The 16,155-nt window shown below is 65.3% G+C and carries 17 protein-coding genes; 8 read left to right on the forward strand and 9 right to left on the reverse strand.

Features of this window, described 5'->3' with window-relative positions; translation table 11 throughout:
* Positions 1 to 120: 120 nt before the first annotated feature.
* On the reverse strand, positions 121 to 816 hold the full coding sequence (locus tag F3W81_RS13325; protein WP_193079629.1) for a hypothetical protein: 696 nt from the start codon (positions 814 to 816) through the stop codon (positions 121 to 123).
* Positions 803 to 2,560, reverse strand: a complete 1,758-nt coding sequence (ilvD, locus tag F3W81_RS13330) for a dihydroxy-acid dehydratase (protein WP_193079630.1) — start codon at positions 2,558 to 2,560, stop codon at positions 803 to 805. Before ilvD ends, F3W81_RS13325 begins: the two co-directional genes overlap by 14 nt.
* A 103-nt stretch (positions 2,561 to 2,663) precedes the next feature.
* On the opposite strand from ilvD, the gene F3W81_RS13335 reads away from it, so the two are divergent.
* From F3W81_RS13335 to F3W81_RS13350, 4 genes are all read left to right on the forward strand, one after another.
* The gene (locus F3W81_RS13335; RefSeq protein ID WP_193079631.1) at positions 2,664 to 3,533 is read left to right on the forward strand and encodes a CPBP family intramembrane glutamic endopeptidase; all 870 of its coding nucleotides are present in this window, start codon (positions 2,664 to 2,666) and stop codon (positions 3,531 to 3,533) included.
* Positions 3,530 to 4,444 (forward strand): CPBP family intramembrane glutamic endopeptidase, encoded by a 915-nt coding sequence (locus F3W81_RS13340; protein WP_193079632.1) that lies wholly within the window; start codon positions 3,530 to 3,532, stop codon positions 4,442 to 4,444. The genes F3W81_RS13335 and F3W81_RS13340 overlap by 4 nt, the downstream gene beginning before the upstream one ends.
* 63 nt (positions 4,445 to 4,507) lie before the next feature.
* Positions 4,508 to 5,518, forward strand: coding sequence for an acetyl-CoA carboxylase, carboxyltransferase subunit beta (accD, locus tag F3W81_RS13345; RefSeq protein ID WP_193083865.1), 1,011 nt, complete (start codon positions 4,508 to 4,510; stop codon positions 5,516 to 5,518).
* Positions 5,515 to 6,789 (forward strand): bifunctional folylpolyglutamate synthase/dihydrofolate synthase, encoded by a 1,275-nt coding sequence (locus tag F3W81_RS13350; RefSeq protein WP_226941679.1) that lies wholly within the window; start codon positions 5,515 to 5,517, stop codon positions 6,787 to 6,789. The genes accD and F3W81_RS13350 overlap by 4 nt, the downstream gene beginning before the upstream one ends.
* A 345-nt stretch (positions 6,790 to 7,134) precedes the next feature.
* Here the strand turns inward: F3W81_RS13350 and zapE are convergent, their stop codons facing one another.
* Positions 7,135 to 8,196: a cell division protein ZapE gene (zapE, locus tag F3W81_RS13355; RefSeq protein WP_193079633.1), complete on the reverse strand. Its 1,062-nt coding sequence runs from the start codon at positions 8,194 to 8,196 to the stop codon at positions 7,135 to 7,137.
* Positions 8,197 to 8,335: 139 nt separating this feature from the next.
* On the opposite strand from zapE, the gene F3W81_RS13360 reads away from it, so the two are divergent.
* Positions 8,336 to 9,580, forward strand: coding sequence for an MFS transporter (locus F3W81_RS13360; RefSeq protein ID WP_193079634.1), 1,245 nt, complete (start codon positions 8,336 to 8,338; stop codon positions 9,578 to 9,580).
* Between the two features lie 48 nt (positions 9,581 to 9,628).
* Here F3W81_RS13360 and F3W81_RS13365 read toward each other — a convergent pair whose 3' ends face one another.
* Positions 9,629 to 10,258 (reverse strand): HAD family hydrolase, encoded by a 630-nt coding sequence (locus tag F3W81_RS13365; protein ID WP_193079635.1) that lies wholly within the window; start codon positions 10,256 to 10,258, stop codon positions 9,629 to 9,631.
* Positions 10,259 to 10,291: 33 nt separating this feature from the next.
* The gene (locus tag F3W81_RS13370) at positions 10,292 to 10,756 is read right to left on the reverse strand and encodes a YaiI/YqxD family protein (protein ID WP_193079636.1); all 465 of its coding nucleotides are present in this window, start codon (positions 10,754 to 10,756) and stop codon (positions 10,292 to 10,294) included.
* 280 nt (positions 10,757 to 11,036) lie between these two features.
* Between F3W81_RS13370 and F3W81_RS13375 the strand changes: the two genes are divergently transcribed.
* Both F3W81_RS13375 and F3W81_RS13380 read left to right on the forward strand, forming a co-directional pair.
* The gene (locus tag F3W81_RS13375) at positions 11,037 to 11,663 is read left to right on the forward strand and encodes a TetR/AcrR family transcriptional regulator (protein ID WP_193079637.1); all 627 of its coding nucleotides are present in this window, start codon (positions 11,037 to 11,039) and stop codon (positions 11,661 to 11,663) included.
* 99 nt (positions 11,664 to 11,762) lie between these two features.
* Entirely contained in the window at positions 11,763 to 12,068 is a 306-nt protein-coding gene (locus F3W81_RS13380; protein WP_193079638.1) for an I78 family peptidase inhibitor, read from the forward strand.
* Positions 12,069 to 12,136: 68 nt separating this feature from the next.
* Here F3W81_RS13380 and F3W81_RS13385 read toward each other — a convergent pair whose 3' ends face one another.
* On the reverse strand, positions 12,137 to 12,574 hold the full coding sequence (locus F3W81_RS13385) for a c-type cytochrome (RefSeq protein ID WP_193079639.1): 438 nt from the start codon (positions 12,572 to 12,574) through the stop codon (positions 12,137 to 12,139).
* A gap of 346 nt (positions 12,575 to 12,920) precedes the next feature.
* On the opposite strand from F3W81_RS13385, the gene F3W81_RS13390 reads away from it, so the two are divergent.
* Entirely contained in the window at positions 12,921 to 13,298 is a 378-nt protein-coding gene (locus F3W81_RS13390) for a DUF2794 domain-containing protein (RefSeq protein WP_193079640.1), read from the forward strand.
* On the opposite strand, the gene F3W81_RS13395 is transcribed toward F3W81_RS13390, so the two are convergent.
* The 3 genes from F3W81_RS13395 to F3W81_RS13405 form a co-directional block, all read right to left on the reverse strand.
* A complete protein-coding gene (locus F3W81_RS13395) occupies positions 13,267 to 14,106 on the reverse strand; it encodes a C40 family peptidase (RefSeq protein WP_193079641.1) in 840 nt (279 codons plus the stop codon). The genes F3W81_RS13390 and F3W81_RS13395 overlap by 32 nt on opposite strands.
* Before the next feature lie 2 nt (positions 14,107 to 14,108).
* Positions 14,109 to 15,524, reverse strand: coding sequence for a leucyl aminopeptidase family protein (locus F3W81_RS13400; RefSeq protein WP_193079642.1), 1,416 nt, complete (start codon positions 15,522 to 15,524; stop codon positions 14,109 to 14,111).
* 72 nt (positions 15,525 to 15,596) lie between these two features.
* Positions 15,597 to 15,977, reverse strand: a complete 381-nt coding sequence (locus F3W81_RS13405) for a hypothetical protein (protein ID WP_193079643.1) — start codon at positions 15,975 to 15,977, stop codon at positions 15,597 to 15,599.
* Positions 15,978 to 16,155: the final 178 nt, after the last annotated feature.

Raw genomic sequence — 16,155 nt, forward strand, 5'->3', positions numbered from 1 at the left:
TGCAAGTCCGGGCGGTTGGGCACAGAGCGCGCGCTGCTTGCCCGGACATAGGGGCAAGCATAGGCGCAAAAGGTTGACTGAAACAAACGGGCAAACGGATCGGGGTGGATTTTTCGCGGCTCAGCCTGCTTTGGCGGCGACCTCGGCCGGGGCTGGCAGTTTGGGGCTTTTCGCGCGCATGGTTTTCGCCATGTCGAGGATCAGCGCCCGCCCGCCCTTGTCGGCGACGGTGCTGCCCTCAGGCCCGTAGGCGGCGACAGAGACCAGATATCCGTTGAGCAGGAAGGCCCCGCGCCATTGCCGCGGATCGGCACCGGGGGCGAAGGTATCGCCGCCCTTGGCCAGATGCAGCAGCCGGACCGCGGTCACGTCTTCGGCCGAGAGGACATCGCTGCGGGGAAATTCCGCCGAGAGCGTGCGCGCATCGGCCAGATCGCCGGGGCCCTCAAAGGGGGTGACAGTCACGGTCATCAGAGCCAGCGCGACAGGCGTGCCGATCTGACCACCGCTGAGGATATCGCAGCGCGCCAGCAGGGCAAAGCCGTAGCGGCTGCGTTTCTTGAGGCTGCGTCCTTCGATGCAATAGCCCGCCGGACCATGGATCGCGACATCGCCGCCCGCCACTTCGGCGCTGCCGAGCACGGAGCCGGAGTTGCGGTTCACACTGGACAGAAAGCCGAGCGCCTGACCGTTGTCTTCGCGCGCAATCGCACCGGAGGTGCCGGGGGCTTCGCAGCCCGCCAGCAGCGCCAGCGTCATCAGCAGAGCGGCCGGGCGAAAGATTCGCCCGGCGTTTATCCGATCAAAGATCGGCATAGATATGTTTCTCGGCCTTGCCACCGGGGTGCGTCACGGCCCCAAGGTAGGTGCTGCCGACCAGCTGAGCGTATTTCCACAGCGCGCCCGAGGCATAGATCGTCTCGCGCGGGCCAGCCCATTCGGCTTTGCGCTTGGCGAACTCTTCGTCCGACAGGTCAACGTCGATGGTGCCCTTGATGGCGTCCAGCGTGATCATGTCGCCGTCTTTCAGCAGGGCGATGGGGCCGCAATGTGCCGCCTCAGGGCCGACGTGACCGACGCAGAAACCGCGTGTTGCGCCCGAGAAGCGGCCGTCGGTGATCAGCGCGACCTTCTTGCCCATGCCCTGACCGGACAGCGCCGCCGTGGTCGCCAGCATTTCCCGCATCCCCGGACCGCCCGAGGGGCCCTCGTTGCGGATGACGATGACGTCGCCGACCGCGTAGGAGCGGTTCTGCACGGCTTCAAAGGCGTCTTCTTCGCATTCGAACACGCGCGCCGGGCCGGTGAAGACCTGCTCTTCGGGGGTCATGCCCGCGACCTTCACGATGGCGCCTTCGGGGGCGATGTTGCCCTTGAGGCCGACAACGCCGCCGGTCTTGGTGATCGGGGTCGCGATGGAGTGGATGACCTTGCCGTCGGCTTCGCGGGTGACCTTGTCGATCTCCTCGCCGATGGAATAACCCGAGGCGGTCATGCAATCGCGGTAGATCAGGCCAGCTTTGTCGAGCTCTTTCAGCACGACGGGCACGCCGCCGGCCTCGTAGAGGTCTTTTGCCACGTAATCGCCACCCGGTTTCAGGTTCACGAAATAGGGGGTGTCGCGGAAGATGTCGCAGACGTCGGTCAGGTCGAAATCGATCCCGGCCTCATGCGCGATGGCGGGCAGGTGCAGACCGCCGTTGGTCGACCCGCCGGTGCAGGCGACGACGCGGGCGGCGTTGATCAGCGATTCCTTGGTGACGATGTCACGGGCGCGGATGTTCAGCTCAAGCAGGCGCATGACGGCACGGCCCGAGGCCTCGCCGTACTGATCGCGGCTCTCATAGGGGGCGGGCATGCCGGAGGAGTTGAACAGCGCGAGGCCGATCGCCTCAGAGACACACGCCATGGTGTTGGCGGTGAACTGGCCACCGCAGGCGCCCGACGACGGGCAGGCGACGCGTTCCAGCATGTCGAGCGCGGCCGAAGAGAGCTCGTGGTTCTGGTGGCGACCGACGGCTTCGAACATGTCCTGCACGGTCAGATCGCGCGAGCGGAAGTCGGCGGGGATCTCTTCGACCTGCGGCGCTTTGCCGGGCAGGATCGAGCCACCATAGATGAAGACGGACGGCACGTTCAGACGCACCATGGCCATCATCATGCCCGGCAGCGATTTGTCGCAGCCCGCAAGGCCGACGATGGCGTCATAGCAGTGGCCGCGCATCGTCAGCTCGACCGTGTCGGCGATGGCTTCGCGCGAGGCGAGCGAGGAGCGCATGCCCTCGTGGCCCATGGCGATGCCGTCGGTGACGGTGATGGTGGTGAATTCGCGGGGCGTGCCCTCGGCGGCCTTCACACCCAGTTTCACCGCCTGAGCCTGACGGCTGAGCGCGATATTGCAGGGCGCGGCTTCGTTCCAGCAGGTGGCGACGCCAACCAGGGGCTGGTGAATCTCTTCTTCCGAAATCCCCATCGCGTAGAGATACGAACGGTGCGGCGCACGGGCCGGACCTTCGGTCACGTGGCGGCTGGGCAATTTGGATTTATCAAACTTTGTCATGGACGCGGCTCCCCCGGAAACTTGGCTGGCTTGGGGATAAATGACCACCGCCGTGCGCACAAGGGCGATTGCGGGCACGAAATCGTGGCGATAGTTTCGCGCCATGAGCAGAAATGGACAGCGGCACGCACCGCAATGGCAGGATGACCCGGTGGCGCTGTGGCGCACGGTGGCCGGATTCGGGATGTTCGCGGTGCTCTATGCGGTGCTGCTGACGCTGTGGTTTGTCGGGGCGGCGTCGCTGTTTGGCATGGCCGATCCGGCCCGGCTGGAGCAGGGCACGAGCGCGGGGGCGACGCTGCTGTTCCTGGGGTCGTTCACCGCGGCGGTGGTCGCGCTGGTGCTGATGCTGCAGGTGCTGCATGGGCGGGGATTGGCCGGTCTGATCGGGCCATGGCCCATGGCTGGCGTGCAGTTTTTCCGTGTCGCGGGGCATGTGGCGCTGTTGCAGGCCATCGTCTGGATCCTGCCGATGCCCGCCGATCTGCGCCCCGAACGCTACCTTGGCTTCGGGCCCTGGCTGAGCCTGCTGCCCGTCGCCCTGCCCGCCATCTTCATCCAGATCGCCGCAGAGGAGCTGCTGTTTCGTGGCTATCTGCAATCGCGTCTGTCAGCACGGTTTTCCCATCCGATGATCTGGATGGGGCTGCCCTCAGTCCTGTTCGGGCTGCTGCATTATCAGGGCGCGGCGGGCAGTAACGGGCTGTGGTTCGTGGCGAGTGCGACGCTGTTTGCGCTGGCGGCGGCGGATCTAACGGCGCGTTCGGGCACGCTGGGGCCGGCGCTGGCGCTGCATTTCATCAACAACGTCCTCGCCATTTTGGTCGTCGGCTTCGGGGATGAGCTGGGCGGGCTGGCGCTGTATCATCTGCCGGTGACGGCGGCGGACCCGGCGCTGACACCGCTGATGCCGCTGGACCTTGCGACGACGGTGGTGCTGTGGCTGGCGGCGCGTCTGGCGCTGCGCCGATGACGCGTGTGCCTGTGGCCTATGCGCCGCATGCCGCCTTTGCCGCGCCTGCGCGCGCTTCGGCGCAGCTGGGGCGGGTCGTGCTGGGGCTGGTGCTGGTCGAGCTGCTGTTCGACGCCGGGATCTGGGCCTTTGACGGGCTGCTGGGGCGGCTTGCCCCCGATCTGGCGGAGGCGCTGTTTTTCGGCGACACGGCGCTGGGGCTGGTGGTGCAGCTGGCCTCTTACGGGTTGCTGGCGGCGGCGGTCTGGCTGGTCGCGTGGCGACTGCATGATCGCGGCTTTGCCAGCCTGATCGGCCCTGTCGGCGATGTGCGTCGGATGCTGCCTGCCGCCTTCGCGGCCTCGGGGGCGGTGTTCATGGCGATCCAGCTGTTGCCACCGTGGCTCGACTTTCGCGCGGCCGAGAGCGCCCGCGACATGGGCGGCTGGCTGGTGGCGCTGCCCTTCGCGCTGGCGGCGCTGCTGGTGCAGACCGGGGCCGAGGAGGTGCTCTATCGCGGCTATGTCCAGCAACAGCTGGCGGCGCGATTCCGCGCGCCCCTCGTCTGGATGGTGGTGCCGAACCTGTTGTTTGCCGCTGTGCACTGGCAAGACGGTGCGCTGCCCATCGACAACTGGCAGTATGTCATCTGGGCCTTCTGCTTTGGTCTGGCGGCGTCCGATCTGACGGCGCGCAGTGGCAACCTCGGGCCGGCGATCGGGTTTCACCTGGCCAATAATGCCTATGCTTTTCTGTGCTTTGGCGAGGCGGGCGGCCCCGATTCAGGGCTGGCACTGTTTCTGTTTCCAGCCTCCTCGGGGCTGCCCGATCCGATCGTGACCGACGCCCCGCTGATCAGTCTGCAACTGGGGATCGAGCTGGCGACCATCGGTCTTGCATGGCTGGCGGTACGCATTGCCATAAGGCGTTGATTGCAATCTGTCGCCGAGCCGCTTATTTCAGGCTCGACTGGCAACCCCGGGGGCAAATCGCCGATGAACTGGATCAACAACTACGTCCGGCCGCGCATCAACTCTATCTTTTCGCGGCGGGAAACGCCCGAGAACCTTTGGACGAAATGCGACAGCTGCGGCACGATGCTGTTCCACAGAGAGTTGAGCGACAATCTGAATGTCTGCACCTCCTGTGGGCATCACATGGCGATTTCGCCGCGCGACCGTTTCAAGGCGCTGTTCGACGGTGGCATCTTCACCGAAGTCGACGTGCCCGAGCCGGTCAGTGACCCGCTGCACTTTCGCGACCAGAAGAAATACCCCGACCGTATGCGTGAGGCCCGCCGCAAGACCGGCGAGGACGAAGCGATGCTGGTCGCTCAGGGCGAGATCGGGCGCACGCCCATCGTCGCCACCGCGCAGGACTTTTCCTTCATGGGCGGGTCGATGGGCATGTATGTCGGCAACTCGATCGTTGCCGCCGCCGAACGCGCGGTACAGCGTAAATGCCCGCTGGTACTGTTTTCCGCCGCCGGCGGCGCGCGCATGCAGGAAGGCATCCTGAGCCTGATGCAGATGCCGCGCACCACGGTTGCGGTGCAGATGCTGAAAGAGGCGGGGCTGCCCTATATCGTCGTGCTGACCCACCCGACCACGGGCGGCGTCACGGCCAGCTACGCGATGCTGGGCGATGTGCATATTGCCGAGCCGAACGCGCTGATCTGCTTTGCCGGGCCGCGCGTGATCGAACAGACGATCCGCGAAAAGCTGCCCGAAGGCTTCCAGCGCGCCGAATATCTGCTGGACCACGGCATGCTGGACCGCGTCACCCCGCGCACCGAGATGCGTGAAGAGCTGATCCAGATCACCCGGATGCTGATGGGCCTGCCGCCCGCCGTGCGCGGTGAGCTCCCCGCGCCGGACCAGACCGAGGCGCTGCCCGAGCCTGTCGCCGCGGCCCCTGCCCCGGCACCGGCCAAGGAGGCCGCACCGGCGAAAGCCCCGGCACCTGCCAAGGATGCCCCGAAGGACAAGGCGAAAGACAAGAAGTGAGCGCCCCTTCTTCGGACGCCCTGCTGGAACGGATGATGCGGCTGCACCCCAAGGTCATCGACCTTGTGCTGGACCGCGTCTGGCGCCTGCTGGCCGCACTGGATCATCCTGAACAAAAGCTGCCGCCCGTCATTCATCTGGCGGGCACCAACGGCAAGGGCTCGACCCAGGCGATGCTGCGCGCCGGGTTCGAGGGGGCGGGGCAATCGGTGCATGCCTATACCTCGCCGCATCTGGTGCGGTTCCACGAACGCATCCGCCTCAACGGTACGCTGATTTCCGAAGCGGCGCTGAGTGCGCTGCTGGATGAATGTCTGGCCGCCAATGGCCCCGATCCGATCACCTATTTCGAGATCACCACCTGCGCCGCCATGCTGGGCTTTGCCCGCGCCCCGGCGGACTGGTGCCTGCTGGAAACCGGGCTCGGCGGGCGTCTGGATGCCACCAATGTGGTGGAGCGTCCGGCGATGACGGTGCTGACCCCGATCTCGATGGATCATGAGAGCTTTCTGGGCGACACGATCGAGAAGATCGCCGGCGAGAAGGCCGGTATCCTCAAGCGCGGTGTGCCCTGTGTCGTCGCGCCCCAGACCGAGGCCGCGCTGGAGGTCATCGAGGCCCGCGCCGCGCGTCTTGGCGTGCCGCTGTTCGTGCATGGCCAGCACTGGCATGTCTGGGAAGAACGCGGACGGCTGGTGTTTCAGGACGAGACCGGGCTGCTCGATCTGCCGCTGCCGCGCCTGCTGGGCGCGCATCAGGTGGCCAACGCCGGGGCCGCCATCGCCGTGCTGCGCCAGCTGGGACAGACCGAGGCCGCCTGCGAAGCCGCCGTGCTGAACGCCGAATGGCCCGCGCGCCTGCAACGGCTTCGCAAGGGCCCCCTGGCCGAGATCGCGCCGTTGGCGGAGATCTGGCTGGACGGTGGCCACAATCCCGCTGCGGGCGAGGCACTGGCCCTGCATCTGAGCGGGCTGGCCAAACGTCCGACGCATATGATCTGCGGCATGCTGAACACCAAGGACGTGCGCGGCTATCTGCGCCCGCTGGCGCCGCATGTCGAAACGATGACCGCCGTGTCGATCCCCGGTGAGGCCAACACGCTGAGCGCCGAGGACACCGCCACCGCCGCGCGCGACAGCGGCCTTGAGGCCTTTACCGCCGAAAGCGTCGAGAGCGCGATGCGCCGCATCACCGCGACCTGCCCCGATGCGCGAGTTCTGATCGGTGGATCGCTGTATCTGGCGGGAAGGGTGCTGCAAACCAACGCCTGACACAGGGCGCCTTGCACCCGTTCCGACAATTGCGATCTTTTTTTGACATGAGCTGCTGCGGCTAAGCGCCTGTTCCGACTCGGTATTGACGAATCACCCCGGTGAACTGTGGCGAAACTGCGTCGAAATCGATTCGTGCGCTCTTGACCGATTCGCGAAATATCGCCTAATGTCCCTTTAGATACAGGCATTCTCAGACATCTTACCCATCGCATCGGCAGCCTATCACCGCGATTCGCAAGATGTCACTCAGGCTTGGGACCAACGGGCAAAAACAGGGGGTCGGTTCAACGACCCCCGCTCCGTTTCCCGGCCCCGCCTATCGGTTCGCAGAGAGTGGCAAACCTACTTCCCTTCACCCCAGCGCTTGTCCTGCATTTCGCGCAGACGGCTGGCGGTGCGTTCAAATTCAAACACCCCCTCGCCTTCGAGATAGAGCGTTTCCGGCTCTGACGCGGCAGAACAGATCAGGCGCACATGGGCCTCGTACAGCGCGTCGATCAGGGTGACGAAGCGCTTGGCTTCGTTGAAGTTGGAGCGTGACAGCGAGGGAATATTCTCAAGGATCAGCACCTTGACCGCATCCGCCACGGCGAGGTAATCGCCCGGCCCCAGCATCGCCCCGCAGAGATCATGAAACCGTGCGCGCCCGACGCCGTTGCGATAGGCGGGGATCACGACCTCGCGGCCCTTGACCTTGAGCACCAGCGGTTTCGCATCGCCCCCCGTCAGATCCTGCCAGATCGCCTCGATCGCGGCGCGGGCCTCGGCATTCACCGGCGTGAAATAGACCGGCGAGCCGGAGAGACGGTTCTGGCGATAATCGTTCGGGCTGGCGAGTTCGTGGACCACCAGCCGGTCCTTGATCTGGGCGATGAAGGGCAGGAAGAGCTGACGGTTCAGGCCGTTTTTATACAGATCATCGGGCACCCGGTTGGAGGTGGTGACGATGACGACTCCGGCGGCGAACAGCGCCTCGAACAGGCGTCCGACGATCATCGCATCGGTGATATCGGTGATCTGCATCTCGTCAAAGGCCAGCACCTTGACCTCGGCGGCAACCTTGGCGGCGACGGGGGCGAGGGAGTCTTCGGTATTGGCCTGACGCGCGGCATGCAGGCCTTCGTGGATTTCCTGCATGAAGGCGTGGAAGTGTACCCGGCGGACCGGCACATCGAGGGTTTCGACAAACAGGTCCATCAGCATGGATTTGCCACGCCCGACCCCGCCCCAGAGATAGAGGCCCTTCGGCGGCTCAGGCTCTTTCGCGCGACGAAAGAAGCCGCGCTTCTGCGGTTCGGCCTGCAGGCCTTCGCAGATGCGGTCGAATTCGGGCAGCACGGCCTGCTGGGCATCATCAGGCTTGATGGTGCCATCGGCCACGCGGGCGGCGTAAAGTTCGGACATAAAGACGCTCATACCTCGGGTGATACCCCGGCCCGCGCGGCGGGGAAAGGTCACGATTGCGAATGGTGCAGGCCACAAACGCTGAATTGACGGTTTCGTGAGGACGGCTAATGTCGCGCGGTCTGACCGGAGGACCGACATGCCCGTTTCCGCCCGCCTTTTCACCCCTGTCCTGATCGCCGGGTGCTGCATTATCGTGGTGAACTTCGCCATTCGCGCGTCCTTCGGGGTGTTCCAGATCCCCATCGCGTCCGAATTCGGCTGGCTGCGCGCCGACTTCTCGCTGGCCATTGCGATCCAGAACCTGGCCTGGGGGATCGGGCAGCCGATCTTTGGCGCGCTGGCCGAACGCATGGGCGACCGGCTGGCCGTGGTGCTGGGGGCGCTGACCTATGCGGCGGGGCTGGTGCTGTCGTCCTTTGCCGTGACGCCCGAGGCGCATTGGGCGATGGAGGTGCTGGTGGGCTTTGGCATCGCCGGCACCGGCTTTGGCGTGATCCTGGCCGTCGTGGGGCGCACCGCAGCGCCCGAGAACCGGTCGATGGCGCTGGCAGTCGTCACGGCGGCGGGCAGCGCGGGGCAGGTCTTTGGCGCGCCCGTGGCCGAATGGCTGCTCGGGCTGATGCCATGGCAGTCGGTCTTCTTGGTCTTTGCCGGCGCGATCCTGTGCACGCTGGTGCTGCTGCCCTTCCTGAAGTCCGAAGCCTCGCCCGCGACAAAGGCCGAGCTGGAGGAGAGCCTTGGCCATATCCTGACACGCGCCGCGAAGGATCCGAGCTTCACCCTGATTTTCCTCGGCTTTTTCTCCTGCGGGTATCAGCTGGCGTTCATCACGGCGCACTTTCCGGCCTTCGTGACCGAGCTGTGCGGGCCGATTGCGACGGGAGGCATTCTGGCGGGGCTGGGGATCACGACGACCTCGGCGCTCGGAGCGATCTCGATCTCGCTGATTGGCGTGATGAATATCGTCGGCACACTGTTCGCGGGCTGGCTGGGCAAGCGGTATCAGCGGAAATACCTGCTGGCGGGGATCTATACGCTGCGCACCATCGTGGCAGGGACGTTCATCCTGATGCCGATCACCCCGGCTTCGGTGCTGCTGTTTTCGGCGCTGATGGGGGGGCTGTGGCTGGCGACGGTGCCGCTGACCAGCGGGCTGATCGCGCATCTTTACGGGATGCGCTACATGGGCACGCTCTACGGGATCGTGTTCCTGAGCCACCAGATCGGTGGCTTCATGGGCGTCTGGCTGGGCGGCCGGATGTACGATATCTACGGCAATTACACGCTGGTCTGGTGGATCGGCGTCGGCGTCGGGGCGTTCAGCGCATTGGTGCATCTGCCGATCAGAGAGCGGCGTGCCGCCCCCGCCCTCCCCGCCTGAGAACCGGGGGCGAGGCCGCCGTGGCCTCGCCCAGCTCAGCAAAGGGGCCTAGGCCGCTTCCTCGGCCGTCAGATAGCCATCTGCGACAAGGCGCTCGGCCCAGCCCTCAGGCCCGGTGAAAGTATGCGTCTGCCAGCCACGGGCGGCCGCGGCCTCGATATTGTTGGTACGATCGTCAGTGAAGATCAGCTCGGCACCGGAGAGGCCCGAGTCCTCCTCAAGCATCTGATAAATCTGGGCATCGGGCTTGATCACCTGCATGTGCCCCGAGACATACTTGCGGTCGAATTCGGTCAGCACCGGATAGGCCTGACAGGCAATGTCAAAGGTGCCGATGCCGAAGTTGCTCAGGGCAAAGACGGGGATGCCCTTGGCGCGCAGCGCGCGCAGCAGACGCGCCGAATGCGGGATCGCAGGTGCCGCCATCTTGAGCCAGTCGCTGTGCCACATCAGGATCTCGTCGCGCCACTGCGGCGTCGCCTCGGCCAGCTCTGATGTCAGCGCGGCCATGTCGCCGCCAAGATCGACCTGATCGTTCATGGCGTGCAGATCAACCTCGGCAAACAGCGCCTTGCGCCGGTCCGCGCCGATCACCGCGTCATAGTGCTGCTCAGGGTTCCATCCAATCAGCACGTTGCCGATGTCGAAGACGACGGCCTTGGCCAGTTCTGTCTGCATATTCTCTGCCTATGTCCTGTTCTGGAGGGCGGCCTATTCCTTGGGTGGCCGGCTTTTCGCTGTGCGCAGGGCCCGCTCAAGCGCATCCAGAAAACGGGAGCGGTCGGCCTTTGTAAAGCCCTTGCCGCCGCCCTGACGAAAAGGATCGGCGGCGCGCAGATCGGTCATCAGATCGCGCATCGCCAGCTGCTGGCCGATGTTGGCAGCGGTAAAGCGGTCGCCGTTGTGACGCAGGGTTTCAGCCCCTGCCGCGACGCATTTCGCCGCCAGAGGGATATCCCCGGTGATCACAACATCCTGCGGGCCGCAGCGGTCGGCAATCCACATGTCAGCCTCATCCGGGCCGGCAGAGACGATGACATGTTCGACATAGGGGTTGGGCGAGGGGCGCAAGCCGCCGTTCGACACCATGATGACGGGCAGTTTGTGCCGCGTCGCCACCTTTTCCGCCTCGTCCTTGACGGGGCAGGCATCGGCGTCGACGTAGATCGTGGTCATGGGCTGTTCCTGTCTGTGGGGTCGGCTGGTCTGGCAGAGCGCGGATCCTGCCCTGTGCGGATCATCGCAGAGTGGCGGGGGCCGTCAACCGGGGGGGTGCCGTGCAGTTAGCGGCCCCTGTTGCCAATTGGCGTCTGGACATTGCCGCCTTAGGGCAGTTTGTTTGGGCCGCGCCTGCGGGTCAGGAGACACAGGCGCATGCTGGGGTAGGGAGAACCACGGGATCACTGCGCAATGTCGGCACATTCCGGCAGCGCGATCCTATCGGGACGGGCAAAACATGAATGATTTGACGCCAAAAGTGCGCAAGGGACGCAAGTATGACCAGGTTCTGGAGGGCGCGCGTCAGGCGTTTCTGCAGGACGGGTTCGACGGGGCCGGTGTCGACGACATCGCCCGGAATGCTGGTGTGTCGAAGGCGACCCTCTATAGCTATTTTCCCGACAAGCGCCTGCTTTTCATCGAGATTGCCCGGCTGGAATGCCATCGTCAGGCCGATGAGGCCGAACGCATCATGCCGCAGGACCTGCCGGTGCGCGATATGCTGAGCTTTATTGCGACGCGGATGGTGACCTTCTTCAACTCTTCGCTGTCGCTGTCGATCTTCCGTCTGTGCGTCGCCGAGGCCGAGCGGTTTCCCGATCTGGCCGAGGAATTCTATCGAAATGGCCCGTTGCTGGCGCAGACCAAGATGAGCGCCTATCTGCGCGAGGCCAACGAAAACGGCGAGCTGGACGTTGCGCATCCCGAATTGGCCGCGAACCAGTTTGCCGAGCTCTGCAAGGCGGGGATTTTCGCACGGCTGGTCTTCGGCATCGAGAAACGCATCCCGCAGGAAGAGCTGAATTTCGTGGCCAGCGAAGCAGTTGAGATGTTTTTGGCCCGCTATGGTGTCAAGCAGGTCTGATTGGTTTGCGATAGTGCGAAGGGGTGTATTGAAACCGCGCCGCCCGTGCTTAGGTTCGCGGAAACGAGCGCTCCGGTGCTCCTCAACCGGAGATGCGTCATGCCCCGTCACGCCCTGTTTACCCTGATCTCTGTCGCGGCGCTGAGCGCCTCATCCGCGCTGGCCGGGGGTGCCCCCGAGCCGGAGAAGACGCGGCCCCTGCCGCCTGTGACAGACACCGCCTGTGGCGCAGAGACCCATCAATCGCTGATCGGAAAGATCTGGTCCTCGGATCTGCTGGCCGGATTCGAGGGCAAGGTCCGCGTGCTGGAGAAGGATTCCGTGGCGACGATGGATTACCTGTTCAACCGGCTGAACGTCCTGCTGGACGAGGACGGCCGTGTCGAGGCGCTGACCTGCGGCTGAGGGCGGATCACCGGCGGCGCGGGTCAAAGGGCTGACGCGCCGCCGGATTTATCAACGTTGGCAGCGCCTTACTTGGTGCGATACGCCTGATGGCAGCCACCGCAGGACGCACCGATCGGGCCAACACCGGCCTTGATCGTGTCGAGCGAGGACGGGTCGAGCGCGTCTGCCGCACCTTCCAGCGCCGTGGCGTGGATGACGAAATCATCCCAGTTGTCCCAGATCGCCGGCAGCGCCTTGGACTCGGGGTCCATCTCGTTCGGCTCAAAAGCGGCGGGGATCTTTGCCGCAGCCTCGACCAGAGTCGCCTGCGCCGCAGAAGCCTTTTCGGCGTCGAAATCGACCTTGCCCTGCGCCATGCCGCCAAGGGTCGCGAAACTGCCGCGAATCGTGTCCATCAGCTCCATACGGTCTTTCACCACCGGATTGCTGACCTCGGCGTGGGCGAAAGCCACGCCCGCAAGGCTCAGAGCGCCGATCGTCGTCGTCAGGATGAAATGCTTCATCGTCTTCTCCCAATTGTCATTGCGACCACATTACCTGCATCCTTGCCTGCGCCAAGATGCCGCGAGTCATGATCACGAAAAGGTCAGAGGGATGAAAATTTCGTGAACCCGAGGAGGCTTAACCGCCCAGCAAATCGCCACACGCCGCGCATGGTTAACATGGGTCGGGGCGCAAAACGGCATGTCGGTATCTGGTCGGTATCTGAACGGTATCCGGGCGGTGGCGCTGGCGCAAAAAACAACAGGTTAACGCAGCCTGCACAGCCAGACTGCAAACGGCGGAACTGCACACAATGTGATGCGAATGCCGCTTGATTTTGACGGCAGGCGGGCGCAGGATTCGGGGATGACGCTTCAAGGCCCTCCCCCCGTTCCGGCACATGCGCCCCCTCAGGTGGCCTTTCAGAGGAGCGAGATGAACGTGATCCTGTCGCTGTATGGCAGAATGGTCGCAGCGGGTGAGTGGCGCGATTACGGCATCTCGAACCTGAGCGAGGTCGCGGTCTTCTCGATCTTTCGCCGCACCGCCGAAAACCCGCTCTACCGGATCGAGAAGCGCCCCAAGCTGCGCGCCAAGCAGGGGATGTACACCGTGCATGGCATGGACGGTCAGGTTCTGCGGCGCGGCCACGATCTGAAGACCGTGCTGCGGGTGCTGGAGCGTAAGCTGATCCGCGCCGTAGATTGCCCCCTTACAGATAGGGCAGACGCCGCCGCGCGATGATCGGACCATCGCCTGCAGTGGAAATGCGGGCAATCGCGCCCTGCAGATCCTCGAAAGCGGTGCTCATCGAGCCGGCATTGGCGTGCAGGATGCGGGTGGCGTCCGCCACCCAGGCCACGTGGCCCTTCCAGAACAGCAGATCGCCGCGTTGCAGGGGCGCGTCCTCGCTCAGCGGATCGCCAAGCTCGGCCGCCTGCATGTCGCTGTCGCCGGGGCAGTCGTGGCCAAGCATCTGCAGCGGCCCTTGCACGAGGCCCGAACAATCAATGCCAAAGCCCGAATTGCCGCCCCAGAGATAGGGCGTGCCGAGCAGGCCTTCGGCCAGCGTCACCGGATCGCGCGCGACGGCCCCGAGCGGCGTGACATGCTGCGAGGGGACGAAGCCATGGGCGGTTTCGGCAAAGCCGTTGTGAACCCTCGTGACGGTGAGGCGGCTGCCGATCGACAGCGCCATGAGGTCAGGGGTTTTCAGGTTCGCCGCCTGGTAGGCCTGCGTGAAGCGGTTGGTGACGATATGCGTCGCGGGCGTCACGGGGCCGAGCGCGTCGGCCACGACATAGCCGGTGTAGCCATCGGCCTGCGCCTCGACAAAGGACCAGCCGTCGCGGGTATCAAAAACGGTGACCTCGGCCCCCAGCAGCAGCTGGCGGTCGCGCGCGCCGCCGGGGCTGGCGCAGAGGTTGGCGACGGGCGTGACCAGCTGCGCCGGGGTGCCGTCGCTGTAGGTTTCGGCCTGCGCGCGGTCGCGCAGGCGGGTGGCGGCGACATGGGCGTTGGCGGGCCAGCGGCGGCGGTCAGGGGTGCTCATCCTCACAACCCCAGCAGCAGCGGCAGGGCCGAGAACAGCGCCCGAGCGCCCTGCCCCGTGCCGCCCTTGGTCCGGGCGGGCGCGGCGGCGGGGTTCCAGCCGTATATGTCGAAGTGGGTGTAGCGGCTGTCGGTCCCGGCAAAGCGGCGCAAGAACAGCGCCGCGGTGATCGAGCCTGCGAACCCGCCCGAGGGGGCGTTGTCGAGGTCGGCGATGCCGGGCTCGATCATGCTCTCGTAGGGCTCCCAGAAGGGCATGCGCCAGACCGGGTCGGCGACGACACCGCCGGTGTTCTGAAGGGCGGTCGCGATCTCGGAATCGTCGGTGAAGAAGGGGGCGAGGTCGGGGCCGACGGCGACCCGCGCGGCGCCGGTCAGCGTCGCCATGGAGATCATAAGGTCGGGGTTTTCCTCGGCCCCGAGGGCCAGCGCGTCGGCCAGCACGAGGCGGCCTTCGGCGTCGGTATTGTTGATCTCGACCGTCAGGCCGTTGCGCGCGGTCAGGATGTCCTGCGGGCGGAAGGCATCGCCGGAAATGGCGTTTTCCACCGCCGGGATCAGCACGCGCAGCCGCACCGGCAGGTCGCGCGCCATGATCATATGGGCGAGGCCGAGCACGGTGGCCGCGCCGCCCATGTCCTTTTTCATCAGGCCCATGGAAGACCCGGGCTTGATGTTCAGCCCGCCGGTGTCAAAGCAGACGCCCTTGCCAACCAGCGTCAGCGTCGGGCCATTGCCGCCCCAGCGGATGTCGATCAGGCGCGGCGCGCGGTGTGGTGCGGCGGCGCGGCCAACCGCGTGGATCATCGGAAAGTTCTGCGCCAGCAGGTCGTCGCCGGTGATGACGGTGGTCTCGGCCCCGAAACGATCCGCGAGGGTGCGCGCGGCGGCCTCAAGCTCGGCCGGGCCCATGTCGGAGGCGGGAGTGTTGATGAGGTCGCGGGTCAGCGCCTCGCCCGCGGCAATCGCTTCAAGCCGGGCGATGTGCAGGCCCTCGGGAGCGACGAGGCGCGCAAGGAGAGGCGATTGCGCTTTGTAGCGGTCAAAGCGGTAACCGGCGAACAGCCAGCCAAGCGCCTCGACCTCGGCGGTGTCGTCGTGCAGGCCGGAGGCGATGCGATAGGTGGCTTTGGGCAGTTTCTCGGCGGCGGCGGCCAGCCAGAAGCGGCCACGGGCGCGGGTGGCGGCACTGCCATAGCCCGCCAGCGCCATGACCGGCGCGCCATCGGTCCCGGGCACAACGCAGGCCTGACGCAGCGCGCCGGTGAAGCCGGAGGCGGCGACCCAGGTGCCGACGTTTTCCGGCTGATCGGCGAGGAAGGCCGCAAGCGCGGCGCTTTCCACGATGTGCAGCGGCAGCGCATCCGGCGTGTCAGGGGCGAAGGTCAGGGCGTTTGGTTGGGCGTTAGTCTCGGGCATGGGGGCATTCCTGCTGTGGTCTGACCCATAGGGTAGACCTGTGCCGCCCAGCCGCAAGCCCCGGAGTGGAGCCTATACGGTCACATCCTGTAAATCCCACACGGCGGTGAGAGAGCGTTCGCCGACGCGCAGCAGCCGCGCCAGCGTCGCGGCCAGCGCCACCGGGTCGCCCGTGTCGATGCAGCGCGTCACATCCCCCGAAACCCGCGCCAGAGCGTTCATGCCGATCTGATCGGCAATCGCCACCAGTGAGCGCGCCGATTTGCGCATGTCGCCCATCCGGTCCTGCCGGTAGAGGCGTTCAGTATGGCTGAGACGCACGGCGACCTCCTCCATCGCGCGACAGACCACGTCTTCGGCCCCGGACTCGCCCAGTTGCAGATACAGCGCTTCAAGCCGGTCAGGGTCCAGACGGACGACCTCTTGCTGCGCCAGAACCAATACATGTTCCACGATACACTCACCCTTGTTTCATAGCCCCCACGGCCAACAGAGAAGATGCACCCTCGACCTTCCCAAATCCTTGCGGAAACAGCGGAACAGCGCGGCAAACTAATGTGTATTTGCAAAGGTTTTTCAGGCAATTCGCTGTTAATACGTTTCACCAACCGCGACACAGGCCTATAAGACC

This window comes from Pseudooceanicola spongiae (assembly GCF_014899185.1).
GTDB lineage: Bacteria > Pseudomonadota > Alphaproteobacteria > Rhodobacterales > Rhodobacteraceae > Pseudooceanicola > Pseudooceanicola spongiae.

Coding starts and splice junctions, on each gene's coding strand:
- ilvD (WP_193079630.1), bottom strand. CDS start 2,560: ATGACAAAGTTTGATAAATCCAAATTGCCCAGCCGCCACGTGACCGAA.
- F3W81_RS13325 (WP_193079629.1), bottom strand. CDS start 816: ATGCCGATCTTTGATCGGATAAACGCCGGGCGAATCTTTCGCCCGGCC.
- F3W81_RS13365 (WP_193079635.1), bottom strand. CDS start 10,258: ATGCAGACAGAACTGGCCAAGGCCGTCGTCTTCGACATCGGCAACGTG.
- F3W81_RS13340 (WP_193079632.1), top strand. CDS start 3,530: ATGACGCGTGTGCCTGTGGCCTATGCGCCGCATGCCGCCTTTGCCGCG.
- F3W81_RS13400 (WP_193079642.1), bottom strand. CDS start 15,524: ATGCCCGAGACTAACGCCCAACCAAACGCCCTGACCTTCGCCCCTGAC.
- F3W81_RS13335 (WP_193079631.1), top strand. CDS start 2,664: ATGAGCAGAAATGGACAGCGGCACGCACCGCAATGGCAGGATGACCCG.
- F3W81_RS13395 (WP_193079641.1), bottom strand. CDS start 14,106: ATGAGCACCCCTGACCGCCGCCGCTGGCCCGCCAACGCCCATGTCGCC.
- F3W81_RS13380 (WP_193079638.1), top strand. CDS start 11,763: ATGCCCCGTCACGCCCTGTTTACCCTGATCTCTGTCGCGGCGCTGAGC.
- F3W81_RS13370 (WP_193079636.1), bottom strand. CDS start 10,756: ATGACCACGATCTACGTCGACGCCGATGCCTGCCCCGTCAAGGACGAG.
- F3W81_RS13360 (WP_193079634.1), top strand. CDS start 8,336: ATGCCCGTTTCCGCCCGCCTTTTCACCCCTGTCCTGATCGCCGGGTGC.
- zapE (WP_193079633.1), bottom strand. CDS start 8,196: ATGTCCGAACTTTACGCCGCCCGCGTGGCCGATGGCACCATCAAGCCT.
- F3W81_RS13375 (WP_193079637.1), top strand. CDS start 11,037: ATGAATGATTTGACGCCAAAAGTGCGCAAGGGACGCAAGTATGACCAG.
- accD (WP_193083865.1), top strand. CDS start 4,508: ATGAACTGGATCAACAACTACGTCCGGCCGCGCATCAACTCTATCTTT.
- F3W81_RS13385 (WP_193079639.1), bottom strand. CDS start 12,574: ATGAAGCATTTCATCCTGACGACGACGATCGGCGCTCTGAGCCTTGCG.
- F3W81_RS13390 (WP_193079640.1), top strand. CDS start 12,921: ATGACGCTTCAAGGCCCTCCCCCCGTTCCGGCACATGCGCCCCCTCAG.